This window comes from Enterobacter cloacae complex sp. S2 (genome assembly GCF_015159675.1).
GTDB lineage: Bacteria > Pseudomonadota > Gammaproteobacteria > Enterobacterales > Enterobacteriaceae > Enterobacter > Enterobacter intestinihominis.
Genome location: NZ_JADDTS010000019.1, coordinates 180,929 through 206,447, shown reverse-complemented (window position 1 = coordinate 206,447; position 25,519 = coordinate 180,929). Strand labels below are relative to the sequence as shown.

19 protein-coding genes are annotated in these 25,519 nt (G+C 56.0%); 9 read left to right on the top strand and 10 right to left on the bottom strand.

Translation table 11 applies throughout. The annotated features are described in order from the left end of the window. Positions 1-49: 49 nt before the first annotated feature. Entirely contained in the window at positions 50-943 is an 894-nt protein-coding gene (locus IPZ49_RS11160; protein ID WP_023299729.1) for a YcbJ family phosphotransferase, read from the top strand. On the opposite strand, the gene elyC is transcribed toward IPZ49_RS11160, so the two are convergent. Continuing rightward, entirely contained in the window at positions 920-1,699 is a 780-nt protein-coding gene (gene elyC, locus IPZ49_RS11155; protein ID WP_022647634.1) for an envelope biogenesis factor ElyC, read from the bottom strand. The two genes, IPZ49_RS11160 and elyC, sit on opposite strands and share 24 nt — an antisense overlap. A gap of 120 nt (positions 1,700-1,819) precedes the next feature. On the opposite strand from elyC, the gene cmoM reads away from it, so the two are divergent. From cmoM to IPZ49_RS11120, 7 genes are all read left to right on the top strand, one after another. Continuing rightward, complete coding sequence (gene cmoM, locus IPZ49_RS11150; protein WP_006809373.1) at positions 1,820-2,599, top strand: tRNA uridine 5-oxyacetic acid(34) methyltransferase CmoM; 780 nt, start codon at positions 1,820-1,822, stop codon at positions 2,597-2,599. Between the two features lie 3 nt (positions 2,600-2,602). Beyond that, entirely contained in the window at positions 2,603-3,925 is a 1,323-nt protein-coding gene (gene mukF / locus IPZ49_RS11145) for a chromosome partition protein MukF (RefSeq protein ID WP_022647635.1), read from the top strand. Continuing rightward, positions 3,906-4,610 (top strand): chromosome partition protein MukE, encoded by a 705-nt coding sequence (gene mukE, locus IPZ49_RS11140; RefSeq protein WP_003858208.1) that lies wholly within the window; start codon positions 3,906-3,908, stop codon positions 4,608-4,610. The genes mukF and mukE overlap by 20 nt, the downstream gene beginning before the upstream one ends. Next, the gene (gene mukB / locus IPZ49_RS11135) at positions 4,610-9,058 is read left to right on the top strand and encodes a chromosome partition protein MukB (RefSeq protein WP_063146149.1); all 4,449 of its coding nucleotides are present in this window, start codon (positions 4,610-4,612) and stop codon (positions 9,056-9,058) included. The genes mukE and mukB overlap by 1 nt, the downstream gene beginning before the upstream one ends. A 179-nt stretch (positions 9,059-9,237) precedes the next feature. Further along, positions 9,238-11,061, top strand: coding sequence for a L,D-transpeptidase (ldtD, locus tag IPZ49_RS11130; protein ID WP_063929006.1), 1,824 nt, complete (start codon positions 9,238-9,240; stop codon positions 11,059-11,061). Positions 11,062-11,236: 175 nt separating this feature from the next. Further along, entirely contained in the window at positions 11,237-11,788 is a 552-nt protein-coding gene (locus IPZ49_RS11125) for a YcbK family protein (protein ID WP_003858202.1), read from the top strand. 20 nt (positions 11,789-11,808) lie between these two features. Beyond that, a complete protein-coding gene (locus tag IPZ49_RS11120) occupies positions 11,809-12,456 on the top strand; it encodes an MBL fold metallo-hydrolase (RefSeq protein WP_023299733.1) in 648 nt (215 codons plus the stop codon). 52 nt (positions 12,457-12,508) lie between these two features. Here IPZ49_RS11120 and IPZ49_RS11115 read toward each other — a convergent pair whose 3' ends face one another. From IPZ49_RS11115 to pncB, 4 genes are all read right to left on the bottom strand, one after another. Continuing rightward, positions 12,509-13,699, bottom strand: a complete 1,191-nt coding sequence (locus IPZ49_RS11115; RefSeq protein WP_023299734.1) for an amino acid aminotransferase — start codon at positions 13,697-13,699, stop codon at positions 12,509-12,511. Positions 13,700-13,883: 184 nt separating this feature from the next. Then, entirely contained in the window at positions 13,884-14,942 is a 1,059-nt protein-coding gene (gene ompF, locus IPZ49_RS11110; protein ID WP_022647640.1) for a porin OmpF, read from the bottom strand. A 606-nt stretch (positions 14,943-15,548) separates the two neighbouring features. Next, positions 15,549-16,949 carry an asparagine--tRNA ligase gene (asnS, locus tag IPZ49_RS11105; protein WP_003858191.1) on the bottom strand — a complete coding sequence of 467 codons (1,401 nt, stop codon included), beginning with the start codon at positions 16,947-16,949 and terminating at the stop codon, positions 15,549-15,551. 167 nt (positions 16,950-17,116) lie between these two features. After that, the gene (gene pncB / locus IPZ49_RS11100) at positions 17,117-18,319 is read right to left on the bottom strand and encodes a nicotinate phosphoribosyltransferase (protein WP_023299736.1); all 1,203 of its coding nucleotides are present in this window, start codon (positions 18,317-18,319) and stop codon (positions 17,117-17,119) included. Between the two features lie 253 nt (positions 18,320-18,572). Here pncB and pepN point away from each other — a divergent pair, with 253 nt between their 5' ends. Then, complete coding sequence (gene pepN, locus IPZ49_RS11095) at positions 18,573-21,185, top strand: aminopeptidase N (protein WP_063146147.1); 2,613 nt, start codon at positions 18,573-18,575, stop codon at positions 21,183-21,185. A gap of 89 nt (positions 21,186-21,274) precedes the next feature. Here pepN and ssuB read toward each other — a convergent pair whose 3' ends face one another. From ssuB to ssuE, 5 genes are read right to left on the bottom strand one after another with little or no spacing between them, the layout of a single operon-like run. Further along, positions 21,275-22,045, bottom strand: coding sequence for an aliphatic sulfonates ABC transporter ATP-binding protein (gene ssuB, locus IPZ49_RS11090; RefSeq protein ID WP_022647644.1), 771 nt, complete (start codon positions 22,043-22,045; stop codon positions 21,275-21,277). Then, positions 22,042-22,833, bottom strand: coding sequence for an aliphatic sulfonate ABC transporter permease SsuC (ssuC, locus tag IPZ49_RS11085; RefSeq protein ID WP_023299738.1), 792 nt, complete (start codon positions 22,831-22,833; stop codon positions 22,042-22,044). Before ssuC ends, ssuB begins: the two co-directional genes overlap by 4 nt. Positions 22,834-22,842: 9 nt before the next feature. Beyond that, the gene (ssuD, locus tag IPZ49_RS11080) at positions 22,843-23,988 is read right to left on the bottom strand and encodes an FMNH2-dependent alkanesulfonate monooxygenase (RefSeq protein WP_038415787.1); all 1,146 of its coding nucleotides are present in this window, start codon (positions 23,986-23,988) and stop codon (positions 22,843-22,845) included. Continuing rightward, positions 23,985-24,947: a sulfonate ABC transporter substrate-binding protein gene (locus IPZ49_RS11075; protein ID WP_063146146.1), complete on the bottom strand. Its 963-nt coding sequence runs from the start codon at positions 24,945-24,947 to the stop codon at positions 23,985-23,987. Before IPZ49_RS11075 ends, ssuD begins: the two co-directional genes overlap by 4 nt. Then, positions 24,940-25,515, bottom strand: a complete 576-nt coding sequence (gene ssuE / locus IPZ49_RS11070) for an NADPH-dependent FMN reductase (RefSeq protein WP_022647647.1) — start codon at positions 25,513-25,515, stop codon at positions 24,940-24,942. Before ssuE ends, IPZ49_RS11075 begins: the two co-directional genes overlap by 8 nt. Between the last annotated feature and the right edge of the window lie 4 nt (positions 25,516-25,519).

Sequence of the window (25,519 nt, the reverse complement as noted above, 5' to 3'; positions counted from 1 at the left end):
GTTCGCGCGCTCATTATAAAAGCAGTAGCCTTAATGGGGGTAATCTCATATGGAACAGCTGCGTGCTGAACTCAGCCATCTCCTTGGCGAACAGCTAAGCCGGGTGGAATGCGTGAATGAAAAGGCCGATACCGCACTCTGGTCGTTGTACGACAGTCAGGGAAACCCCATGCCGCTGATGGCCAGAAGTTTTACCTCGCCGGGCGTCGCCAGACAGTTGGCCTGGAAAATGTCGATGCTGGCGCGGGAAGGGACTGTCCGTATGCCGACGGTCTACGGCGTGATGACCCATGAGGAGCATCCCGGCCCGGATGTTCTGCTTATTGAACGTTTACGCGGGGTTTCTGTTGAAGCTCCGACGCGTACACCGGAGCGCTGGGAACAGCTGAAAGATCAGATTGTCGAGGCTCTGCTTGCCTGGCATCGGCAGGACAGCCGGGGTCTTGTTGGCGCGGTAGACAGCACCCAGGAAAACCTGTGGCCGCTATGGTATCGCCAGCGTGTCGAAGTGCTCTGGGGCACGCTGAACCAGTTCAACAACACCGGTTTAACGATGCAGGACAAACGTATTCTGTTCCGCACCCGGGAATGTCTTCCGACGCTGTTTGAGGGCTTTAACGACAACTGCGTGCTGGTTCACGGCAACTTCACGCTGCGCAGTATGCTTAAAGACTCGCGCAGCGATCAGCTTCTGGCAATGGTCGGGCCGGGGATCATGCTCTGGGCGCCGCGCGAGTACGAACTGTTCAGGCTGAGCGAGGGCGGGGCGGCGGAAGATTTGCTCTGGCACTATCTTCAGCGCGCCCCCGTTGCGGAGGCCTTTCTCTGGCGACGCTGGCTCTATCTTCTCTGGGATGAGGTGGCGCAACTGGTCAACACCGGGCGCTTTAATCGGGCCAGTTTCGATCTGGCCGCAAAATCACTCCTGCCCTGGCTTGCCTGACGAACCCTTAAGCCACTGCCACAGGCGGCCAAGCGTCTCGTAACCGACGCGGTCGCTGTGCATCAGCCATACCGGGGACGGGATTATCCGTTCCCACGGGTTGAGCGGGGCGTCAATGGCCAGCTGGTTTGCCGGAGCAGGAAGCGGATGCAGGCCCTGATTCTCAAAGAAAATCATTGCGCGCGGCAGGTGTGAAGCAGAGGTCACCAGCAGGAACGGCACATCACCGATGGCTTGTTTCACCGCAGCAGCTTCTTCTTCGGTATCTTTTGGGCTATCCAGCGTGATGATGGCGGAACGTGGTACGCCAAGCGATTCAGCCACTCTTGCCCCTGCTTCAGCGGTACTTACCGGGTTGGTTTTTGCCGCAGCGCCCGTGAAGATCATCTTCGATCCCGGATTGGCAAGCCACAGGCGGATCCCCTCGTTCAGGCGCGGCAGGCTGTTGTTGATCAGGTTTGAGCTGGGGGCCCAGTTCGGATCCCAGGTATACCCGCCGCCCAGCACCACGATATAGCCCACCTTCTGTTTTCCCTGCCATGTAGGGTAGGTGTTTTCAATCGGGCGTAACAAACCGTCAGCGACCGGTTGCAGGCTGAGTAACAGCAGCGCCAGCCAGCCCACGGTGACGAGGGATTTACCGCTTTTCTGAAAGCGGCTAAACCATATCAATGCCAGCCCCAGCGCGATGAGAAGCAACAGCAGGGGAAGGGGAAGCATCATGCCTCCGATATATTTTTTTAGGGTAAAAAGCATCCTTTTTGGTTCCTTTTTTAACCATACAGCAGGCGATTGCCCGTGATATTACACCAGAGTGGTTCATTCTCCGCGCGGGTGTGACAAAATAGCGGTTTTGCAGTGAGTGGAACCCTCCCAATGCGGGATCGCAATTTTGATGACATCGCGGAAAAGTTTTCGCGCAACATTTATGGCACCACCAAAGGTCAGCTTCGTCAGACGATCCTCTGGCAGGATCTGGATAAGCTGCTGGCTGAATTTGGTGACCGACCGTTGCGCGTACTGGATGCCGGCGGTGGGGAAGGGCAGACTGCAATTCTGATGGCGCAGCGGGGACATCACGTCACGCTTTGCGATCTTTCTGCCGAGATGGTTGCGCGCGCCGGGCGAGCGGCAGAAGAGAAAGGTGTGAGCGACAACATGCATTTTATACATTGCGCCGCTCAGGACATTCCGCAGCATTTGGAAACGCAGGTTGATCTGATATTGTTTCATGCTGTGCTCGAATGGGTCGCCGAACCACAAGCGATGTTAAAAACGCTGTGGTCGATGTTGCGCCCAGGCGGTGCGTTATCGCTGATGTTTTACAATGCCAACGGCCTGCTAATGCGAAACGTGCTGGTCGGCAATTTTGGCTATGTACAGCAGGGCATGTATAAAAAGAAACGACGCACGCTTTCACCGGATTTCCCCCGTGAACCGCAGCAGGTCTATGGCTGGCTGGAGGAGATCGGTTGGGAAATTACCGGCAAAACCGGCGTGAGGGTGTTTCATGATTATCTGCGTGATAAACAAAAACAGGATGACTGTTTAGACGCCTTAACAGAAATAGAGACGCGGTACTGCCGCCAGGAGCCCTATCTGAGCCTTGGCCGCTATATCCACGTCACCGCGCGCAAGCCGCAGATGCAAGGATAATCTATGAGTGAATTTTCCCAGACAGTCCCCGAACTGGTTGCCTGGGCCAGGAAAAACGATTTCTCCATCTCGCTGCCGGTAGACAGACTCTCATTCCTGCTGGCGGTTGCGACGCTAAACGGCGAACGCCTGGATGGCGAAATGAGTGAAGGCGAACTGGTGGATGCGTTCCGCCACGTCAGTGATGCGTTTGAGCAAACCAGCGAAACCATTAGCGTGCGTGCCAACAACGCAATCAATGATATGGTGCGTCAACGTCTGCTGAACCGCTTTACCAGCGAGCAGGCGGAAGGAAACGCCATCTATCGTCTTACGCCACTGGGCATTGGCATTACCGACTATTACATCCGCCAGCGCGAATTTTCCACGCTGCGTCTCTCCATGCAGCTCTCCATTGTTGCAGGCGAGCTGAAGCGTGCCGCCGACGCGGCTGATGAAAACGGTGACGAGTTCCACTGGCATCGCAACGTTTACGCGCCGCTAAAATACTCGGTCGCCGAGATTTTCGACAGTATCGATCTGACTCAACGTCTGATGGACGAACAGCAGCAGCAGGTCAAAGACGATATCGCTCAACTGCTGAATAAAGACTGGCGTGCGGCCATCTCCAGCTGTGAACTTTTGCTGTCAGAAACGTCCGGTACGCTACGTGAGTTGCAGGATACGCTGGAGGCGGCTGGGGATAAGCTACAGGCCAACCTGCTGCGCATCCAGGACGCGACGATGGCGCACGACGATCTGCATTTTATCGACCGTCTGGTGTTTGATTTGCAGAGTAAGCTTGACCGCATTATCAGCTGGGGCCAGCAGTCGATCGACCTGTGGATCGGTTACGACCGCCACGTGCATAAATTTATCCGTACCGCCATCGATATGGATAAGAACCGCGTCTTTGCTCAGCGTCTGCGCCAGTCGGTACAGACCTACTTTGATGCGCCGTGGGCGCTGACCTACGCCAACGCCGATCGTCTTCTGGATATGCGCGACGAAGAGATGGCGCTGCGTGATGAAGAGGTCACCGGTGAACTGCCGCCGGATCTGGAATACGAAGAATTTAACGAAATTCGCGAGCAGCTTGCGGCGATGATCGAAGAACAGCTCGCTGTCTATAAAGCCAGACAAGCACCGCTGGATCTTGGCCTCGTGGTACGCGACTATCTGGCGCAGTATCCGCGAGCGCGCCACTTCGATGTAGCCCGCATTGTTGTAGACCAGGCGGTGCGCCTGGGCATCGCACAAGCCGATTTCACCGGACTGCCGCCGAAGTGGCAGCCGATTAACGATTACGGAGCCAAGGTACAGGCGCATGTCATTGACAAATATTGAACAAGTGATGCCAGTTAAGCTGGCACAGGCGCTGGCGAATCCGTTGTTTCCGGCGCTGGACAGCCAGCTGCGTGCCGGTCGTCACATTGGCCTTGACGAGCTGGATAATCACGCCTTTTTGATGGACTTTCAGGAGTATCTGGAAGAGTTTTACGCTCGCTATAACGTTGAGCTGATCCGCGCGCCGGAAGGGTTTTTCTACCTGCGTCCGCGCTCTACTACGCTTATTCCGCGCTCGGTGCTTTCCGAACTGGATATGATGGTCGGCAAAATTCTCTGCTACCTCTACCTCAGCCCGGAACGTCTGGCGAATGAAGGGATCTTCACCCAGCAGGAGCTTTACGATGAGCTGCTGTCGCTGGCGGATGAAAGCAAGCTGCTCAAGCTGGTAAATAACCGCTCGACGGGGTCCGATCTGGACCGTCAGAAATTACAGGAAAAAGTTCGCTCTTCCCTGAACCGTCTGCGCCGTCTGGGAATGGTCTGGTTCATGGGTCACGACAGCAGCAAGTTCCGCATTACCGAATCGGTCTTCCGCTTTGGTGCCGACGTGCGTGCGGGTGACGATGCGCGTGAAGCACAGCTGCGCATGATCCGTGACGGTGAAGCGATGCCGGTGGAAAACCATTTGCAGCTCAATGACGAGCACGAAGAGAATCAGCCGGATAGCGGGGAGGAAGAGTAATGATTGAACGCGGTAAATTTCGCTCACTAACGCTGATTAACTGGAACGGCTTCTTTGCCCGAACCTTCGATCTGGATGAGCTGGTGACAACGCTCTCCGGCGGTAACGGGGCAGGTAAATCCACCACCATGGCGGCCTTCGTGACGGCGCTGATCCCTGACCTGACCCTGCTGCACTTCCGTAACACCACTGAAGCGGGTGCAACGAGCGGCTCCCGAGATAAAGGGCTGCACGGTAAGCTGAAAGCGGGCGTCTGTTATTCGGTGCTGGACGTGATCAACTCCCGTCATCAGCGCGTGGTTGTAGGCGTGCGCCTGCAGCAGGTTGCCGGCCGCGACCGTAAAGTAGATATCAAACCGTTTGCGATCCAGGGGCTGCCAACCTCCGTGCAGCCGACCGCGCTGCTGACGGAAACCCTGAATGAACGTCAGGCGCGCGTTCTGACGCTCCAGGAGCTGAAAGACAAGCTGGAAGCCATCGAAGGCGTGCAGTTTAAGCAGTTTAACTCCATTACCGACTACCACTCTCTGATGTTCGATCTCGGCGTGGTGGCCCGTCGTCTGCGCAGCGCGTCAGATCGTAGTAAATACTACCGTCTGATTGAAGCCTCCCTGTACGGCGGTATCTCAAGCGCCATTACCCGCTCCCTGCGCGACTACCTGCTGCCGGAAAACAGCGGCGTGCGTAAGGCCTTCCAGGATATGGAAGCCGCGCTGCGTGAAAACCGCATGACGCTGGAAGCGATTCGCGTTACGCAATCTGACCGCGATCTGTTTAAGCACCTGATCAGCGAAGCCACCAACTACGTGGCGGCAGACTATATGCGTCACGCCAACGAGCGCCGTATTCATCTCGATCAGGCGCTGGAATACCGCCGCGAGCTGTTTACCTCCCGCAAACAGCTGGTCGCCGAGCAGTATAAGCATGTCGAAATGGCGCGCGAACTGGGCGAGCACAACGGTGCCGAAGGGGATCTGGAAGCCGATTACCAGGCGGCCAGCGATCATCTGAACCTGGTGCAAACCGCGCTGCGTCAGCAGGAAAAAATCGAGCGTTATGAAGCCGATCTCGATGAGCTGCAAATTCGTCTTGAAGAGCAAAATGAAGTGGTGGCAGAAGCCGCCGATTTGCAGGAAGAGAACGAAGCCCGCGCGGAAGCCGCCGAGCTGGAAGTGGATGAGCTGAAAAGCCAGCTCGCAGACTACCAGCAGGCGCTGGACGTGCAGCAGACCCGCGCGATCCAATACAACCAGGCGCTGCAGGCGTTGCAGCGTGCCAAAGAGCTGTGCCACCTGCCGGACCTGACCCCTGAAAGCGCTGACGAATGGCTGGATACCTTCCAGGCCAAAGAGCAGGAAGCCACTGAGAAACTGCTTTCTCTTGATCAGAAAATGAGCGTGGCGCAAACGGCACACAGCCAGTTTGAGCAGGCGTACCAGCTGGTGGTGGCGATCAACGGTCCGCTGGCGCGTAACGAAGCATGGGACGTTGCCCGTGAGCTACTGCGCGACGGCGTCAATCAACGCCATCTGGCCGAGCAGGTGCAGCCGCTGCGCATGCGCCTGAACGAGCTGGAACAGCGTCTGCGTGAACAGCAGGAAGCTGAGCGTCTGCTGGCGGAATTCTGCAAACGTCAGGGTAAAAATTACGATTTCGACGAGCTTGAGGCTCTGCATCAGGAGCTGGAAGCGCGTATTGCGGCCCTGTCCGATACCGTATCGAACGCCAGCGAACAGCGCATGACGCTGCGTCAGGAGCTGGAACAGCTTCAGTCCCGTTCGAAGACGCTCTTACAGCGTGCGCCGATCTGGCTGGCCGCACAAAGCAGCCTGAACCAGCTCAGCGAGCAGTGTGGTCAGGAGTTTGCCTCCAGCCAGGACGTCACCGAATACATGCAACAGCTGCTGGAGTGCGAACGCGAAGCGATTGTTGAGCGTGACGAAGTGGGCGCGCGCAAGCGTGACGTCGATGAAGAAATCGAGCGTTTAAGCCAGCCTGGCGGCTCAGAAGATCCGCGCCTGAATGCGTTAGCCGAGCGTTTCGGCGGCGTGCTGCTGTCTGAAATTTACGACGACGTCGGCCTGGACGATGCGCCGTACTTCTCCGCGCTGTACGGTCCGTCCCGTAACGCGATTGTAGTGCCGGATCTGTCGCTGATTTCTGACCAGCTTGCAGGGCTGGAAGACTGCCCGGAAGATCTCTACCTCATCGAAGGGGATCCGCAGTCGTTTGATGACAGCGTATTCAGCGTCGACGAGCTGGAAAAAGCGGTGGTGGTGAAAATCGCCGATCGCCAGTGGCGCTATTCGCGCTTCCCGGAACTGCCGCTGTTTGGCCGCGCCGCGCGTGAAAACCGTATTGAAAGCCTGCACGCCGAGCGTGAAACGCTTTCAGAGCGTTTTGCGACCCTGTCGTTTGACGTGCAGAAAACCCAGCGTCTGCATCAGGCGTTCAGCCGCTTTATCGGCAGCCATCTGGGCGTTGCCTTCCAGCCCGATCCGGAAGCCGAAATTCGTAAGCTCAACACCCGCCGCGGTGAGCTGGAGCGTGCGCTTGCCAGCCATGAAAATGACAACCAGCAAAGCCGCGTGCAGTTTGAGCAGGCAAAAGAGGGCGTTGCGGCCCTTAACCGCATCCTGCCGCGCCTGAACCTGCTGGCGGACGATACGCTCGCCGACCGCGTGGATGAGATTCAGGAACGTCTGGACGAAGCGCAGGAAGCGGCGCGCTTTGTGCAGCAACACGGCAATCAGCTGGCAAAACTGGAGCCGATGGTTTCCGTTCTCCAGAGCGACCCGGAACAGTTTGAGCAGTTAAAAGAAGATTACGCCTGGTCACAGCAGGTGCAGCGCGAAGCGCGTCAGCAGGCGTTTGCCCTCACGGAAGTGGTGCAACGTCGCGCACACTTCGGCTACTCCGATTCAGCAGAAATGCTGAGCGGGAACAGCGATCTGAATGAAAAGCTGCGCCAGCGTCTTGAGCAGGCCGAAGCGGAACGAACGCGCGCCCGTGAAGCGATGCGTACTCACGCTGCACAGCTGAGCCAGTACAGCCAGGTCATGGCATCGCTGAAAAGCTCCTTCGACACCAAGAAAGAGCTGTTAAATGACCTGCACAAAGAGTTGCAGGACATTGGCGTGCGCGCCGACAGCGGCGCAGAAGAGCGGGCGCGTATTCGCCGTGATGAGCTGCATGCTCAGCTCAGCAACAACCGTGCGCGTCGTAATCAGCTCGAAAAAGCGCTGACCTTCTGTGAAGCGGAGATGGACAACCTGACGCGTCGTCTGCGCAAGCTGGAGCGCGACTATTTTGAGATGCGTGAACAGGTTGTGACCGCGAAGGCGGGCTGGTGCGCGGTGATGCGCATGGTGAAGGACAACAACGTGGAGCGTCGTCTGCACCGTCGCGAGCTGGCGTACCTGTCAGCCGATGAACTGCGCTCTATGTCGGATAAGGCGCTGGGTGCGCTGCGTCTGGCCGTGGCGGACAATGAACACCTGCGCGACGTGCTGCGCATGTCCGAAGATCCGAAGCGTCCTGAGCGCAAAATTCAGTTCTTCGTGGCGGTTTATCAGCACTTACGCGAGCGTATTCGTCAGGACATCATCCGTACCGACGATCCGGTTGAAGCGATCGAACAGATGGAGATCGAGCTGGGCCGTCTGACGGAGGAGCTGACCTCCCGCGAGCAGAAGCTGGCAATCAGCTCCCGCAGCGTGGCGAATATTATTCGTAAAACCATTCAGCGCGAGCAGAACCGTATCCGTCAGCTGAACCAGGGCCTGCAAAGCGTGTCGTTTGGCCAGGTCAACAGCGTGCGGCTGAACGTGAACGTGCGTGAGGCGCACTCCACGCTGCTGGACGTGTTGTCTGAACAGCATGAGCAGCATCAGGATCTGTTCAACAGTAACCGCCTGACCTTCTCCGAAGCGCTGGCGAAGCTGTATCAGCGTCTGAATCCGCAGATTGACATGGGCCAGCGTACGCCGCAAACCATCGGCGAGGAGTTGCTGGACTACCGCAACTATCTGGAAATGGAAGTTGAGGTTAACCGTGGCTCAGACGGCTGGCTGCGCGCGGAATCCGGTGCGCTCTCTACCGGTGAAGCCATCGGTACTGGTATGTCGATTCTGGTGATGGTGGTGCAGAGCTGGGAAGATGAAGCGCGTCGTCTGCGCGGCAAGGACATCTCTCCATGCCGTCTGCTGTTCCTCGATGAAGCCGCGCGTCTCGACGCCCGCTCCATCGCCACGCTGTTTGAGCTTTGCGAGCGACTCGATATGCAGCTCATCATCGCGGCGCCGGAAAACATCAGTCCGGAAAAAGGGACAACCTATAAGCTGGTGCGTAAAGTGTTCCAGAACAGTGAACATGTACACGTCGTAGGTCTGCGTGGCTTTGCGCCGCAGCCTCCGGAGTCTTTACCGGGCACGGCTGACGCCTCTTAACCCCGGGTATGATAAAAGGCGGCGCTCAGGCGTCGCTTTTTTTATTCACTTAACTTGTGTTCAGGGCTGCGTTATCTTTAAACTTCTTTACATAAGGTAAGGCAGCAGCGTGTATGCCTTTCTATACTGAAGGAAAGCTCCATAATACTGGGCATGTCGTGAAAAACAGGGGGCAAGGGATGTTGCTTAAGAAAGATCGTGGTCGTCAGCTGTCTGCGCTGAGTTTGTGCCTGACAGTGATGTTTGCTCCACTGTTTACCGCTCAGGCCGATGAGCCTGAAATTGTACCGACTGACAGCTCCGCGACGATGGGCGCGCAGCCGACGTCGCTGTCACAACCGCTGGATCAGTCTCCGGCGACGGCCATCATGGCCGGCATTAAACCGCTGCCGGAAGGCATCGATACTGAATCATTACGCCAGCAGCTTATGACCGGGCTGCCCTCGGGCTATACTCCCGCTTATATTAACCAGCTCACGCTGCTTTACGCTGCGCGCGATATGAAACCGATGTGGGAAAATCGCGATGCGGTACGTGCCTTCCAGCAGCAGCTGGCTGAAGTGGCGATTGCAGGTTTTCAGCCACAGTTCACGACCTGGGTTGAACTCCTGACCGACCCTGCCGTTACCGGACAGGCGCGTGATGTGGTGCTGTCTGATGCCATGATGGGCTACTTGCAGTTTGTGGCGGGGATTTCGGTGAACGGCAACCGCTGGTTATACAGCAGTAAACCGTACAAGCTGGCGACGCCCGCGCTGTCCGTCATTAATCAGTGGCAGCTGTCGCTGGACAACGGTGAACTGCCGCGCTTTATCGCAAGCCTTGCGCCCGCCCACCCGCAGTATGCCACGATGCATCAGTCGCTTCTTGAGCTGGTCGCGGATTCCCGCCCGTGGCCTCAGTTGCGTGGAACAGCAACGCTGCGTCCGGGACAATGGAGCAGCGATGTGCCTGCGATTCGCGAAATTATGAAACGGTCTGGCATGCTTGACAGCGGCCCTAAAATTGCGCTGCCCGGCGACGAGACGCAAAACGCGGTCGTCAGCCCGTCGGCGCCGGTAAAAGAGAAAACCGCCGTTGCGCTGAGCAATAAGCCCGCCGCTTACGATCGCGAACTGGTCGCGGCAGTGAAGCAGTTCCAGGCCGCGCAGGGGCTGGGCGCCGACGGCGTGATTGGTCCATCGACTCGCGACTGGCTGAACGTCTCTCCGGCCCAGCGGGCAGGGGTGCTGGCGTTGAATATCCAGCGCTTGCGCTTGCTGCCGGGCACGTTATCCACCGGCATTATGGTCAACATTCCGGCGTACTCTCTGGTCTACTATCAGGACGGTAGCGAAGTGCTGGCGTCCCGCGTGATTGTGGGTCGACCTGACCGCAAAACGCCGATGATGAGCAGCGCGCTGAATAACGTGGTGGTTAACCCGCCGTGGAACGTGCCGCCGACGCTGGCGCGCAAAGATATCCTGCCTAAGGTCTGGAATGACCCGGGCTATCTGGAGCGACATAACTATACGGTGATGCGTGGCTGGAACAGCAAAGAAGCGATTGACCCCTGGATGGTCGACTGGTCAACGATTACGCCTTCGAACCTGCCGTTCCGTTTCCAGCAGGCACCGGGTGCGCATAACTCGCTCGGACGTTACAAATTCAATATGCCAAGTTCGGACGCAATCTATCTGCATGATACCCCGAACCATAATCTGTTCCAGAAAGACGCACGCGCGCTCAGTTCTGGCTGCGTTCGCGTGAATAAGGCCTCCGAACTGGCGAATATGCTGTTGCAGGATGCAGGCTGGAACGATACGCGGATATCAGATGCCCTGAAGCAGGGGGATACGCGTTACGTCAATATCCGCCACAATATTCCGGTCAATCTTTACTATCTGACGGCGTTTGTGGGCGCGGACGGACGTACCCAGTATCGTACAGATATTTACAATTATGATCTGACAGCGCGATCCGGCGCACAAATCTTGCCAAAAGCGGAACAATTAATCAGGTAAATGAAGTAGTTCGGTAAAAATGATTGTCGTAAGTTATGGTGAATATGAGGCGATCTGGTTGCAAGCCGCGTATTCACTGGGGTTGGGCGCCTTGACGTAGCAGGCTTTGCCAGTTATGGTGCCCTTCGTGCGCTAAGCATATTGACAATTTCTTTTACCTGTAGACCTGATTATCATGGACAAATTTGACGCTAATCGCCGCAAATTGCTGGCGTTAGGTGGCGTTGCGCTGGGCGCAGCAGCCATCCTTCCGACGCCAGCATTTGCCACCCTCTCGACACCTCGTCCGCGTATTTTAACGCTCAACAATCTGCATACTGGTGAGACGCTTAAAGCGGAATTTTTCGATGGCAGAGGCTATATTCAGGATGAATTAGCACGACTCAACCATTTTTTCCGTGATTTCCGCGCGAACAAAATCAAAGCCATCGACCCTGGATTATTCGATCAGCTTTACCGCTTGCAGGGACTGCTGGGGACCAAAAGGCCGGTGCAACTCATTTCTGGCTATCGCTCTCTGGATACCAACAATGAACTGCGCGCCCACAGCCGTGGGGTAGCGAAAAAAAGCTATCACACCAAAGGGCAGGCGATGGATTTCCATATTGAAGGCGTTTCGTTAGCCAATATTCGCAAAGCGGCGTTATCTATGCGCGCAGGTGGTGTAGGATACTACCCACGTAGCAACTTTGTGCATATTGATACCGGGCCGGTTCGGCACTGGTAATAACGAAACACAGGAGCAGTATGAACTATCGTATTATTCCGGTTACCGCGTTCTCACAGAACTGTTCATTGATCTGGTGTGAACAAACTAAACTGGCCGCGCTTGTTGATCCCGGTGGCGACGCTGAGACAATCAAGCAGGAGGTCGCTGCCAGCGGTGTAACGCTGATGCAGATTTTACTGACCCATGGCCATCTTGACCATGTGGGTGCAGCGGCTGAACTGGCTGAACACTACGGTGTGCCGATTATCGGCCCGGAAAAAGAAGATGAGTTCTGGCTTCAGGGGCTGCCTGCCCAAAGCCGCATGTTTGGTCTGGATGACTGTCAGCCACTGACACCGGACCGCTGGCTGAACGAAGGCGATCGCGTTAACGTAGGGAATGTAACTTTACAGGTGTTGCATTGCCCCGGGCATACGCCTGGCCATATTGTCTTCTTTGATGACGTGTCACGCCTGCTGATTTCCGGTGACGTGATTTTCAAAGGGGGCGTAGGACGCAGCGATTTCCCACGCGGCGATCACGGTCAGCTGATTCAGTCGATTAAGCAGAAGTTATTACCGTTAGGTGATGATGTGACGTTTATCCCTGGACACGGACCAATGTCAACGCTGGGCGATGAGCGGTTGCATAACCCGTTCCTTCAGGATGAAATGCCTGTCTGGTAAACCCTTTCAATAAAAAAGCCTGCGCGATGCAGGCTTTTTTTATGGGTGCAGGTTACAGCACCGCGACAATGGCTTCGCACAGTGGCGCCATGTTGTCAGGCGTCATACCTGCAACGTTCACGCGGCCAGAGGCAACGGCATAGACGCCAAACTCTTCACGCAGGCGCAGCACCTGCTCTTTGGTCAGGCCGCTGAAGGAGAACATGCCGTTCTGCTTGATGATGAAGCTGAAGTCACGGTCGGCGCCTTTCTCAGCCAGCGTGTTCACAAACAGCAGACGCATGCGTTGAATGCGCTGACGCATATCGTTCAGCTCTTGTTCCCAGATTGCGCGCAGCGCATCGTTGCTCAGGATCGTCGCAACTACAGACGCACCGTGTGCCGGTGGGTTGGAGTAGTTAGCGCGGATCACGGACTTCATCTGGCTGAATGCGCGATCGACAGTTTGATCGTCAGCGGCCACCAGCGTACAGGCGCCGACACGCTCGTTATACAGACCAAAGTTCTTGGAATAGGAGCTTGCGACAATCAGCTCCTGATGGACGGCGGCGAATGCGCGCAGACCTTCAGCATCTTCTTCCAGACCACGGGCAAAGCCCTGGTAAGCGAAGTCGAACAGCGGCAGCCAGCCTTTTTCAACGGACAGCTTAGCCAGCTGTTCCCACTGTTCAAGCGTAGGATCGATACCAGTTGGGTTATGGCAGCAGCCATGGAACAGCACCACATCGCCCGCCTGGGCTTCGCTCAGGCTGGCCAGCAAACCATCGAAGTCCAGCGCGTGGTTTGCCGCGTCATAGTAGGCGTATTCACGGACTTCCAGACCCGCAGAATTAAACACGCTCTTGTGGTTCGGCCAGCTTGGATTGCTTACCCAGACACGCTTAACAGAGGTGTTTTTCGCCAGGAAATCTGCCGCCACGCGCAGTGCGCCGGTACCGCCTGGGGTCTGCGCCGTGCGGGCGCGTTTTTCGCTCACAATGGTGCTGCCTTTGCCGAACAGCAGCTCCTGGGTGCAGCGACCAAATTCAGGGATACCATCAATACCGAGGTAGTTTTTGGTGGTTTCGTTTTCCAGCAGATACTGCTCAGCTTTTTTGACGCTGGTCAGTACCGGAGTTTTGCCGGTTTCATCTTTATATACACCAATACCCAGGTTGATTTTGCCAGGGCGGTCGTCGGCACGAAACAGATCGGCCAGGCCCAGAATTGGGTCGGCAGGAGCGGCAGTAATGTTCTCAAACATGACGAAGTTCCATTGTGATTACAGAAGTGAAATCCGCTATCAGGTTAACGGTAGATTTACAAAATGCCAACCGTTTGCGACGAAAAGCGTGCGGCTTTTCAAAAGTCGCTATTATTTTCTCTCGGGAATAAAAAAACAGGGCCGAAGCCCTGTTCATTAAGCATATAGCAACGAGGTGTGCTGATTAGAACTGGTAAACCAGACCCAGAGCCACGATGTCGTCGTTGTTGATGCCCAGCTTGTTGTCGTCTTTCAGCTGGTTGATCTGATAGTCAACATAGGTAGACATGTTTTTGTTGAAGTAGTAGGTCGCACCGATATCAACGTAGTTGATGTAGTCTTCGTCACCGATACCTTCTACGTCTTTCGCTTTAGATTTGTAGTAAGCGATGGATGGACGCAGGCCGAAATCGAACTGGTACTGAGCGACAACAGAGAAGTCCTGAGACTTGTTAGCGAAACCACGGCTGCCCAGGCGCGCTGCGTTACGCATTTCGCCATAAATGGCTGCCAGGTAGATGTTGTTCGCGTCGTACTTCAGGCCGGTTGCCCACTGTTCAGCTTTGTCGCCTTCACCCCATTCCAGAGTCTGCTGGTTGTTGGTACGGTCAGCGGCGCCATAAGCACCGACAATGCCGAAGCCTTCGTAGTCATAGCTCAGAGAGGTCGCCCAGCCGTCGCCGTTGGAACGTACCGCGTCATCACGTTCATTTTTGCCCAGGTACTGAACACCAAAGTTCAGACCGTCAACCAGGCCGAAGAAGTTGCTGTTACGGTAAGTCGCCAGACCACCCGTACGGCCTGCGAAGAAGTTATCGCTCGCGCCGGTGTCGCCGCCGAACTCAGGCAGCATATCGGTGATGCCGATTGCGTCATAGACCAGACCGTAGTTACGACCGTAGTCGAAGGAACCTGCGTCACCAAATTTCAGACCTGCGAATGCCAGACGGGTTTTGTTGCCGTTCTGCGCATCGCCGCCTTCAGAGTTGTTACCCTGGAAATTGTATTCCCACTGACCGTAGCCAGTCAGCTGATCGTTGATCTGAGTTTCACCTTTGAAGCCCAGACGCGCGTAAGTGTTGTCGCCATCGTTGCCCGCGTAATCAGAGAAGTAATGCAGGCCAACTGCTTTCCCGTAAAGATCTAATTTGTTGCCGTCTTTGTTATAGATTTCAGCAGCGTTTGCTGCACCGGCTACCAGCAGGGCAGGGACTACCACTGCCAGGATATTGCGCTTCATCATTATTTATTACCCTCATTGGTTTTTTTATGACACTCGCCACTGCCGTCAATAAATTCTGTCAATAAATATTTCCGGAACTATTGATGAGAGTTAGGTGTCTTTATGTGTCTGACAGGCATCTTTCCATTCATAGAACCGTTTCGCTACACTGAAAGTGCTACAATCTTCAAGATTCAGTTACCAAAAGAAAATATGTGTAACTAAATATGTATTTTTGGGAACTTTGTGAAGCACCTCAAACTTCAGCGCGTTCTGGTGAATTAAACCTCCACTTTATTCTTATATATATGATTTCCTTATGTTTAATTTAGCTAAAGGCCTTTCGTATAAACAGAAGTTAAACGGCTCATTTTTTCTTATAATCGACAAAAGCCATCCAGATGGCTGTGAAAGTGGTTGTTTTTTGTGCTATTGCGTAAGGATTATATTAAGCGCAATAAGAATAGGGTTATTTTTTTGTCTAAGAATATTTCGTGGAAACAAAACGTAACAGGTAGAGGGAATTGCGGGGTTGTGGTTTATAGACGCTTACTTTTGACTGACGAAAACTGACATTGCAGGATAAAATAATGGCCAGCATTTGCTGGCCATTAATGATTTGGTCGGTTAGAAACTTGCGTTACGCGGTGTGCGTGGGAACGGAATCACATCACGTACGTTCTGAACACCTGTTACGTAAGCAATCAGACGTTCGAAGCCCAGGCCAAAGCCAGAGTGCGGAACGGTGCCGTAGCGACGGAGATCGCGATACCAGCTGTAGTCCGCCGGGTTCAGGCCCATCTCCTGCATACGCGCGTCCAGCACATCCAGGCGCTCTTCACGCTGGGAGCCACCGATGATCTCACCGATGCCCGGCGCCAGAACATCCATCGCGGCAACGGTTTTACCATCTTCGTTAAGGCGCATATAGAACGCCTTAATGTCTTTCGGATAGTTTTTCACCACAACCGGTGCTTTGAAGTGCTTCTCTGCCAGATAACGTTCATGCTCGGAGGAGAGATCCACGCCCCAGTAAACCGGGTTTTCGAATTTCTCACCGCATTTTTCCAGGATAGCGACCGCGTCGGTGTAATCCACCTGCGCGAAGTCTGCGGAGACGAAGCGTTCAAGACGGGCGATGGCGTCGTTATCGACACGCTCAGCGAAGAATTTCATGTCGTCTGCGCGTTCTTCGAGAACGGCTTTGAACACGTATTTCAGCATCGCTTCTGCCAGGCCAGCCACGTCATTCAGATCGGCAAAGGCGACTTCCGGCTCCAGCATCCAGAATTCCGCCAGGTGACGGCTGGTGTTAGAGTTTTCCGCACGGAAGGTTGGGCCGAAGGTGTAGATCTTAGACAGCGCACAGGCGTAGGTTTCGCCGTTGAGCTGGCCGGAAACCGTCAGGAAGGCTTCTTTACCAAAGAAGTCTTTGTCGTAATCGACTTTTCCTTCCGGCGTACGTGGCAGGTTTTCCATATCCAGCGTTGAAACGCGGAACATTTCACCTGCGCCTTCGGTATCGGATGCCGTGATCAGCGGAGTAGACACCCAGAAGTAACCCTGCTCGTCAAAGAATCGATGCAGCGCCTGCGCCAGCGTATGACGCACGCGCGCCACTGCACCAATAAGGTTGGTGCGCGGACGCAGGTGCGCAACTTCACGCAGATATTCGATGCTGTGACGCTTTGCAGCCATCGGATAGGTGTCCGGATCTTCAACCCAGCCGGTCACTTCCACCGAGGTCGCCTGAATTTCGTAGCTCTGACCCTGGCCCGGAGAGGCCACCACAACACCGGTGACGATCACGGAACAGCCGGTTGTCAGGTGCAGAACGTCATCATTGTAATTGGGCAGAGAATTATTAATGACGGCCTGTACAGGATCAAAGCAGGAACCGTCATAGACGGCGAGGAAGGAGATGCCAGCTTTAGAATCTCGGCGAGTACGCACCCATCCGCGCACGGTGACCTCCTGGTCAACGGCGACACGGCCCTGGAGTACGTCGGCTACAGGCACAACGCTCATAATATTCTCTCTGTTAATAGTCGGAAAAATAAACACTTGTCCGCCCTGATAGGGGGGATATCTATGTTACCTGCCATCCGCTATCAGACAAGTAAATTTCACCGTCTTAAGAGAAGAAATAAGAAATTAATAAGAGAAGGGGAGCCATGAAGGCTCCCCCGAAGCCGTTAACTGGCTTTTTTAACCTGAGGCAGATCGAAGGCTTTACGTAATGCGCGGACAAACGCTTTGTCATGGCAGATGGTTTTGCCCGGGCTGTCGGAAAGCTTCGCGACCGGCTTACCGTTACATTCCACTAGCTTTATGACGATGTTCAGCGGTTTCACCTGGGGGATATCACAGGTTAAGCGCGTACCAATTCCGAAACTCAGGTTCACCCGCGATGAGAAGTGGCGATAAAGGTCGACGGCTTTCGCCAGGTCAAGGTTATCGGAGAAGACCAGCACCTTACTCATGGGATCGATACCCAGTTTTTCGTAATGGGCGATGGCTTTCTCACCCCATTCAACCGGGTCCCCGGAATCATGGCGCAAACCCTGGTAGCGTTCGGCAAACTCAGGGCCAAAGTCGCGCAGGAACGCGTCCATGGTAATGCAGTCGGTAAGGGCAATACCCAGCCGATCCGGGTATTCCTCAAGCCACGCGGCGAGGGCGGCGCGCTGGCTGTTGGCAAGGTCAGGGCTGATCTGCTGGTGCGCCTGGAACCATTCGTGCGCCTGGGTACCCATCGGCGTTAAATCAAGGCGACGCGCCAGATCGTAGTTACTGGTGCCAACGAACCACGGCTCCTGTTGCAGACGTCTGACAATGGCTTCCTGAACCTCGCGAGAGAAGCGGCGGCGCGTGCCAAAGTCCATCAGACGGAAGCGGGACATATCCAGCCCTTCTGTCAGTCTGGAAAACTCAACGAGTTTATTCTCCAGAGCAGCAACCGCCTGCGTTACACCGGTTTCAGGGGAGCGATAGCGGTGGGCCAGCTCGCTGATCACGGCCAGAAGCGGCACTTCCCACATGATCACTTCGCGCCACGGGCCGGTCAGACGAATGTCCAGCTTGCCGTTATCATTGGTGACGGTGACCTGTTCCGGCTTATAGCGGAACTCACGCAGCCAGTTCAGATAGTCCGCTTTAAAGAAAGGCAGGCCTGAAAGCCACTGATATTCGTCATCGGTGAGCGCCAGATGCTGCATGGCATCGACCTGTTCACGAATGGAATCTGCGTAGATACCCAGCAAGTCGTCACCCCGGCAGCGAAATTCCGCCGCAACATGAACATCATGATAGTGGTGAAACACGGCTTGCTGCATATGCAGCTTGTACGCGTCGGTATCCAGCAACGTATGCAGAACCGGAGAAGCGAATTGAGTCATAGGTGCGCTGTAGCATCCTCTCACGGGAGCGTTTAGTACAATAAACAACTCCGGAGTATACCCTGTTTAGTGATTTATTGAACCCCGATCACAACATAAGCACACTTTATGGTCGAGCGCATTTCGTGCCCCGTGTTATAAAAATGTAGCAAAAACGGCGTTGTGCCTGAAAAGATGAACATTCTGCATAGCGCGTTTTACACAACCGGAATATATTGAATCGTTACTCGACAAACGATGCATAAGGTTTTCTATGACACAACAGCCACAAGCTAAATACCGCCACGACTACCGTGCGCCGGATTACCTGATAAGCGATATCGATCTGACCTTCGACCTGGATGCCACAAAAACCGTCGTCACGGCGGTAAGCCAGGTGACGCGCCAGAGCGCGACAGCCGTGCCGCTGCGTCTGGATGGTGAAGACCTGACGCTGGTTTCCCTGCATATTAATGATGAAGCCTGGTCAGACTATAAAGAAGAAGGCAACCAGCTGGTCATCGACAACCTGCCGGAACGCTTTACCCTGCGCATCGTGAATGAAATCAGCCCTGCCGCCAATACCGCGCTGGAAGGGCTTTACCAGTCAGGCGTAGCCCTGTGCACCCAATGTGAAGCCGAAGGGTTCCGCCACATTACCTGGTATCTGGATCGCCCGGACGTCCTGGCGCGCTTTACCACCAAAATTATTGCCGACAAAACGCTGTACCCGTACCTGCTTTCCAACGGCAACCGGATTGGTGAAGGGGAACTGGAGAATGGCCGTCACTGGGTACAGTGGCAGGATCCGTTCCCTAAACCATGCTATCTGTTTGCGCTGGTGGCGGGCGATTTCGATGTTCTGCGCGACACCTTTAAAACGCGCTCTGGCCGTGAAGTCGCGCTGGAGCTGTTCGTGGACCGTGGCAACCTTGACCGCGCCCCGTGGGCCATGACTTCCCTCATCAACTCCATGAAGTGGGATGAAACGCGCTTTGGCCTCGAATATGACCTCGACATCTATATGATCGTTGCTGTCGATTTCTTCAATATGGGCGCGATGGAGAATAAAGGTCTTAACATCTTCAACTCCAAATACGTGCTGGCGCGTACCGATACCGCAACGGATAAAGATTACCTCGATATCGAACGCGTTATCGGCCACGAATATTTCCATAACTGGACCGGGAACCGCGTCACCTGCCGCGACTGGTTCCAGCTGAGCCTGAAAGAGGGCTTAACCGTCTTCCGCGATCAGGAGTTCAGCTCCGATCTGGGATCGCGGGCGGTAAACCGCATCAACAACGTGCGCACCATGCGTGGTCTGCAATTTGCAGAAGATGCCAGCCCAATGGCCCATCCGATCCGCCCGGATAAAGTCATTGAGATGAATAACTTCTACACCCTGACGGTGTACGAAAAAGGCGCTGAAATTATCCGCATGATCCACACCCTGCTGGGCGAAGCGAATTTCCAGAAAGGGATGCAGCTTTACTTCGAGCGTCATGACGGCAGTGCGGCCACCTGCGACGATTTCGTCCAGGCGATGGAAGACGCCTCTAACGTGGATCTGTCTCATTTCCGCCGCTGGTACAGCCAGGCCGGTACGCCGATTGTGACGGTCAAAGACGACTACAACCCGGAAACTGAGCAGTACACGCTGACCATCAGCCAGCGCACACCGCCAACGGCGGAGCAGGAAGAGAAACATCCGCTGCACATTCCGTTCAGCGTTGAGCTGTACGACAACGAAGGCAACGTGATCCCGCTACAGAAGGGCGGTCACCCGGTACATAACGTGCTGAATGTGACCCAGGCAGAGCAGACCTTTATCTTCGATAACGTCTATTTCCAGCCTGTTCCTGCCCTGCTGTGCGAGTTCTCCGCGCCGGTGAAACTCGAATACAAGTGGAGCGATCAGCAACTGACGTTCCTGATGCGTTACGCGCGCAACGATTTCTCGCGCTGGGATGCGGCACAAAGCCTGCTGGCGACCTACATCAAGCTGAACGTCAACCGTTACCAGCAGGGCCAGCCGCTGACGCTGCCGGTTCATGTGGCAGACGCGTTCCGTGCCATCCTGCTGGATGAGAATATTGACCCGGCGCTGGCGGCTGAAATTTTGACGCTGCCGTCCGCGACTGAAATCGCCGAGCTGTTTGACATCATCGACCCCATTGCGATCGTCGCCGTGCGTGAAGCGCTGACCCGCACGCTGGCGACCGAGCTGGCGGACGAGTTCCTGGCGATTTACAACGCCAACAAGCTGGACGCGTATCGGGTGGAACATGCGGATATCGGTAAACGTTCCCTGCGCAATACCTGCCTGCGCTATCTGGCGTTTGGTGAGGCAGAGCTGGCGAACACGCTGGTGAGCAAGCAGTACCACGAAGCCGATAACATGACGGATGCGCTGGCTGCGCTGGCCGCAAGCGTTGCCGCCGAGCTGCCGTGCCGCGATGCGCTGATGCAGGAGTACGACGACAAGTGGCATCAGGATGGTCTGGTGATGGACAAGTGGTTCATTCTTCAGGCCACCAGCCCGGCAGCCGATGCGCTCAGCAACGTACGCAGCCTGCTGAAGCACCGTTCGTTCACCATGAGCAACCCGAACCGCGTCCGCTCGCTGATTGGCGCGTTTGCCAGCAGCAACCCGGCCGCGTTCCACGCCGAAGACGGCAGCGGATATCAGTTCATGGTTGAAATGCTGACCGAGCTGAACAGCCGTAACCCGCAGGTGGCGTCTCGTCTGATTGAGCCGCTGATCCGCCTGAAACGCTACGATGCGCAGCGTCAGGCGAAAATGCGTGCCGCACTTGAGCAGCTGAAAGGGCTGGAAAATTTGTCTGGCGATCTGTACGAGAAGATTACAAAGGCGCTGGCCTGATGTAAAAAAGCCCGGTGGCGCTTCGCTTACCGGGCCTACGATTTGCCCTTGCGCCGTGCTCCCTGTTGAAGAGGGCCGGGGTGAGGGCATCAGGCATTAGCCTTTATCCGCTGAATCTCCGCTTCTCCACGTTTCATCACTCTATCCAGCACTTCCGCCTCCAGCTCCGCCAGTCTGGCCGATCCCACCCGGCGAGGACGTGGAATATCCACCGTCAGATCCAGACCAATTTTACCCTCTTCTATTAACAGCACCCTGTCTGCCATTGCCACAGCTTCGCTTACGTCATGCGTCACCAGCAGCACCGTAAAGCCGTGCGTCTGCCAGAGGGTTTCAATCAGATCCTGCATCTCGATCCGCGTCAGGGCATCAAGCGCGCCGAGCGGTTCATCAAGCAGCAGCAGGCCGGGACGATGAATCAGCGCGCGTGCCAGGGCCACGCGCTGCTTTTGTCCACCCGACAGGGCCGCAGGCCACTCTCCCGCGCGATTCTCCAGCCCTACCGCGGCGAGTGCCTGCCGGGCGTCCTCCCGCCAGCTGCCCTTCAGGCCCAGCCCGACGTTATCCATCACCGTTTTCCACGGCAGCAGACGCGCGTCCTGAAACATCATGCGCGTATCATCCTGAATCGTGGACAGCGGCGTCGTGCCCGCCAGAATGTCACCACTGTTTGGCGCCTCCAGCCCGGCTAAAAGACGCAGCAGGGTACTCTTGCCGCCACCGCTGCGGCCAACAACGGCCACAAACTGTCCGGCAGGAATATGCAGATCCAGTGCATTCAGAATGGTGTTGTCGCCGTAGCGTTTGGTCACGCCGTTCAGCAGTAACGGTGTTCCCTGGTTCAGTCGTGCAGTATTCATGCTTTCGCCTCCTGAGCGGTGTAGGCCGGGTTCCAGCGCAGCCAGCTACGTTCCAGCCACTGGGCGCTGACGTCCGCAAGTTTGCCAAGCAGGGCATAAAGGATAATGGCAACCACCACCACGTCCGTTTGCAGGAACTCGCGGGCGTTCATCGCCAGATAACCAATGCCGGAGTTGGCCGAAATGGTTTCCGCCACGATCAGGGTTAGCCACATCAGGCCGAGCGCAAAACGCACCCCAACCATAATGGAGGGCAGGGCGCCCGGCAGGATCACATGGGTAAACAGGGCAAAACCTGACAGGCCATAGCTGCGGGCCATCTCAACCAGACCGCGATCGATATTGCGGATCCCATGCCAGGTATTGATATAAATCGGGAATAATGTTCCCAGCGCCACGAGGAAAATTTTGGCGCTCTCATCAATGCCGAACCACAGGATAACCAGCGGAATAAGCGCCAGATGCGGCACGTTACGCAGCATTTGAACGGAGGTATCCAGCAGCCGCTCACCCCAGCGGGACAGGCCGCTGATCAGCCCCAGCGTCAGGCCGATGCTCCCGCCAATCGAAAAGCCGATTACCGCGCGCCAGGAGCTGATGGCAAGATGTTGCCAAAGCTCACCGCTGGCGCTTAGCGACCAGAACGCTTCCACAACGCCCTCCGGAGAGGGCAAAATACGGCTCGACAGCCAGCCAGTTGAAGACGCCAGTTGCCAGACGAGGACAATGCCGACGGGCAGAAACCACGGTGCGGCGCGCAGCAGCCATTTTTGTGCGGTTGAAGACATGGTGGCTCCTTAACTTTGCGCGACTTTTCTCGGGATAAACGCATTCGCCACGGCTTCGCCCTGCAACTGAAGCTGACGTGGCTGCGGAATCTCCGGGATAGCGACATCCAGGTGCGGGAAGAGCAGTTCACCCACCTTGTAGGCCTCCTCCAGATGCGGGTAGCCAGACAGGATAAAGCTGTCGATCCCCAGCGCCGCGTATTCATTAATGCGTGCCGCTACGGTTGGACCGTCGCCGACCAGCGCCGTACCGGCGCCGCCACGCACCAGACCCACCCCGGCCCACAGGTTCGGGCTGATCTCAAGATTTTCACGCTTGCCGTTGTGCAGGGAGGCCATTCGGTGTTGGCCCACTGAGTCGGTTTTGGCAAACGCCGCCTGTGCTTTGGCGATAGTGTCGTCGTCCAGATGAGCGATCAGACGGTCGGCGGCTTGCCAGGCCTCGTCGTTGGTTTCGCGTACGATCACGTGCAGGCGAATGCCGAAGCGCACCGTACGGCCATGTTCTGCGGCTTTGGCGCGTACCTGAGCAACTTTCTCTTTAACCAGCTCCGGTGGCTCGCCCCAGGTCAGATAGAGATCGACCTGCTCAGCCGCCAGCTCCTGCGCCACGTCCGACGATCCGCCGAAATAAAGGGGAGGGCGCGGCTGCTGTACCGGCGGGAAGTAGAGTTGCGCATCGCGAACGTGGATATGTTTTCCTTCGAAGGTGACGGTTTCCCCTTCCAGCAGACGTCGCCAGACGCGGGTGAACTCTGCGGAGGCTTCATAGCGCTCGGTATGATCGAGAAAAACACCATCGCCCGCCAGCTCCTGCGGATCGCTGCCCGTCACCAGATTGAACAGCGCGCGGCCGTTGGAGAGCCTGTCCAGCGTTGCCGCCTGGCGTGCCGCGACGGTGGGCGACACCACGCTCGGGCGCAAGGCTACCAGGAATTTCAGGCGCTGGGTGACGGGGATCATCGACGCGGCAACCAGCCACGCATCCTCACATGAACGGCCCGTCGGGATCAGCACCCCGGTAAAACCGATGCGGTCTGCCGCCTGGGCGATCTGCTGTAGATAGCCGTGATCGACCGGGCGGGCGCCTTCTTCTGTGCCAAGATAGTGTCCATCACCGTGGGTGGGTAAAAACCAGAAAAGATTCAGACTCATGATTTTTTTCCTTCAATGCCAGCGGGTTGCCAGATGCGTTCGCGAATATTCACCTGCTTTGGAACTAGGCGGTTTTGATAAAAGAGGTCTGCCGTTTGCTGCTGGAGGGCGGCAACGTGGGCGTCAACCGGCGCTATGGTGGTGGGAGGACGGTGGTCAAGATAGGTGGCGATCACCGGTTCAGGCAGGCCCATGGTTTTTGCCAGTAGCGTGATGCTCTGCTGACGCTGGCTTTGGATCAGCGCATCGGCCTGAGAGAAGGTATCCAGCACCTGCTGAATAAATGCGCCATTTTTTTCAGCGTAAGGACGTGCCGCCAGGTAGAACGAACCGGTTTGTTTCAGGGTGGTGCCGTCTTTCAGCACCCGCACACCGCCCTGCAACAGTGCGGCGGAGTAGTACGGATCCCAGATAGCCCAGGCATCAACATTTTTTTGCTGAAACGCCGCGCGCGCATCGGCAGGCGTCAGGTAAACGGGCTGGATATCGGTGAATTTGAGGCTGGCCTCCTGCAACGCGCGCAGCAGCAGGTTGTGCGAGCTGGAACCTTTCTGAAAAGCAACCTTATGGCCTTTGAGATCGGCGACGCTTTTGATCTCGCTGTTTTCCGGCACCAAAATAACCTCTGCCTTCGGCTTGGCGGGTTCAACGCCAACGTAAACCAGATCCGCCCCGGCCGCCTGGGCAAAGATCGGCGGGATATCGCCGGTGCTGCCTAAATCAATACTCCCGACGTTCAGCGCCTCCAGCATCTGCGGTCCGGCAGGGAACTCGACCCATGAGAATTTGGTCTGCGGGAAACGTTTCTCCAGCAACGCATGGCTTTTCGCCAGCACCATGCTGACGCTGCCTTTCTGATAACCGATACGCAGGCTCTCCGGCGTTTTCTCCGCCGCCTGAGCCAGCGATGCCACTGCCAGCAGACCTGCCAGCCCGATACGGGTAACTGTTTTAAACATGCGCCACTCCTTGTGATTGATGAAATGCCGCCGCGTGGCGATCCCGACGATTAAGGGCGTGCCAGAATGTTTCAAGCGCGCTGTCGAGGCGGGTTTGCAGATTCGGCGTGAAATGCGGTTTATGCTGGTAGTCGATTACCTGTGAGTCGTCAGCGAAGACGCCATGCAGGATCTCCTGCGCTTTCAGCGCGTTCAGAACCGGCTTGAGGGCATAATCCACCGCCAGTAAATGGGCTACCGTACCGCCTGTGGCCAGCGGCAGGACGACCTTACCGTCCAGCGCGCGTTCGGGCAGCAGATCGAGCAGCGTTTTCAGTGCACCGGAAAAAGAGGCTTTATAAATTGGTGTCGCGACGACCAACCCGTCAGCACGCTTAAGTTGTTCGATCAGGGTTTTCAGCGCCGGGCTGTCGAAACGTGCGTAGAGCAGATCTTCAGGCGCGAAATTGTGCAAATTCCAGTGACACACTTCGACATCCAGAGCATTAAGCTTTTCGCGAGCGTATTCCAGCAGTGCGCTGGATCGAGAGGGGAAGCGGGGGCTTCCGGCCAGGGTAATGACGCGCATGGTT

Excerpts from the sequence above, each read along its gene's own strand:
- IPZ49_RS11160 (WP_023299729.1), top strand. The coding sequence starts at position 50 with ATGGAACAGCTGCGTGCTGAACTCAGCCATCTCCTTGGCGAACAGCTA.
- ssuB (WP_022647644.1), bottom strand. The coding sequence starts at position 22,045 with ATGAATACTGCACGACTGAACCAGGGAACACCGTTACTGCTGAACGGC.
- mukE (WP_003858208.1), top strand. The coding sequence starts at position 3,906 with ATGTCATTGACAAATATTGAACAAGTGATGCCAGTTAAGCTGGCACAG.
- elyC (WP_022647634.1), bottom strand. The coding sequence starts at position 1,699 with ATGCTTTTTACCCTAAAAAAATATATCGGAGGCATGATGCTTCCCCTT.
- IPZ49_RS11075 (WP_063146146.1), bottom strand. The coding sequence starts at position 24,947 with ATGTTTAAAACAGTTACCCGTATCGGGCTGGCAGGTCTGCTGGCAGTG.
- mukF (WP_022647635.1), top strand. The coding sequence starts at position 2,603 with ATGAGTGAATTTTCCCAGACAGTCCCCGAACTGGTTGCCTGGGCCAGG.
- ssuC (WP_023299738.1), bottom strand. The coding sequence starts at position 22,833 with ATGTCTTCAACCGCACAAAAATGGCTGCTGCGCGCCGCACCGTGGTTT.
- mukB (WP_063146149.1), top strand. The coding sequence starts at position 4,610 with ATGATTGAACGCGGTAAATTTCGCTCACTAACGCTGATTAACTGGAAC.
- pncB (WP_023299736.1), bottom strand. The coding sequence starts at position 18,319 with ATGACTCAATTCGCTTCTCCGGTTCTGCATACGTTGCTGGATACCGAC.
- cmoM (WP_006809373.1), top strand. The coding sequence starts at position 1,820 with ATGCGGGATCGCAATTTTGATGACATCGCGGAAAAGTTTTCGCGCAAC.
- IPZ49_RS11120 (WP_023299733.1), top strand. The coding sequence starts at position 11,809 with ATGAACTATCGTATTATTCCGGTTACCGCGTTCTCACAGAACTGTTCA.
- asnS (WP_003858191.1), bottom strand. The coding sequence starts at position 16,949 with ATGAGCGTTGTGCCTGTAGCCGACGTACTCCAGGGCCGTGTCGCCGTT.
- ssuE (WP_022647647.1), bottom strand. The coding sequence starts at position 25,515 with ATGCGCGTCATTACCCTGGCCGGAAGCCCCCGCTTCCCCTCTCGATCC.
- pepN (WP_063146147.1), top strand. The coding sequence starts at position 18,573 with ATGACACAACAGCCACAAGCTAAATACCGCCACGACTACCGTGCGCCG.
- IPZ49_RS11115 (WP_023299734.1), bottom strand. The coding sequence starts at position 13,699 with ATGTTTGAGAACATTACTGCCGCTCCTGCCGACCCAATTCTGGGCCTG.
- IPZ49_RS11125 (WP_003858202.1), top strand. The coding sequence starts at position 11,237 with ATGGACAAATTTGACGCTAATCGCCGCAAATTGCTGGCGTTAGGTGGC.
- ompF (WP_022647640.1), bottom strand. The coding sequence starts at position 14,942 with ATGATGAAGCGCAATATCCTGGCAGTGGTAGTCCCTGCCCTGCTGGTA.
- ssuD (WP_038415787.1), bottom strand. The coding sequence starts at position 23,988 with ATGAGTCTGAATCTTTTCTGGTTTTTACCCACCCACGGTGATGGACAC.
- ldtD (WP_063929006.1), top strand. The coding sequence starts at position 9,238 with ATGTTGCTTAAGAAAGATCGTGGTCGTCAGCTGTCTGCGCTGAGTTTG.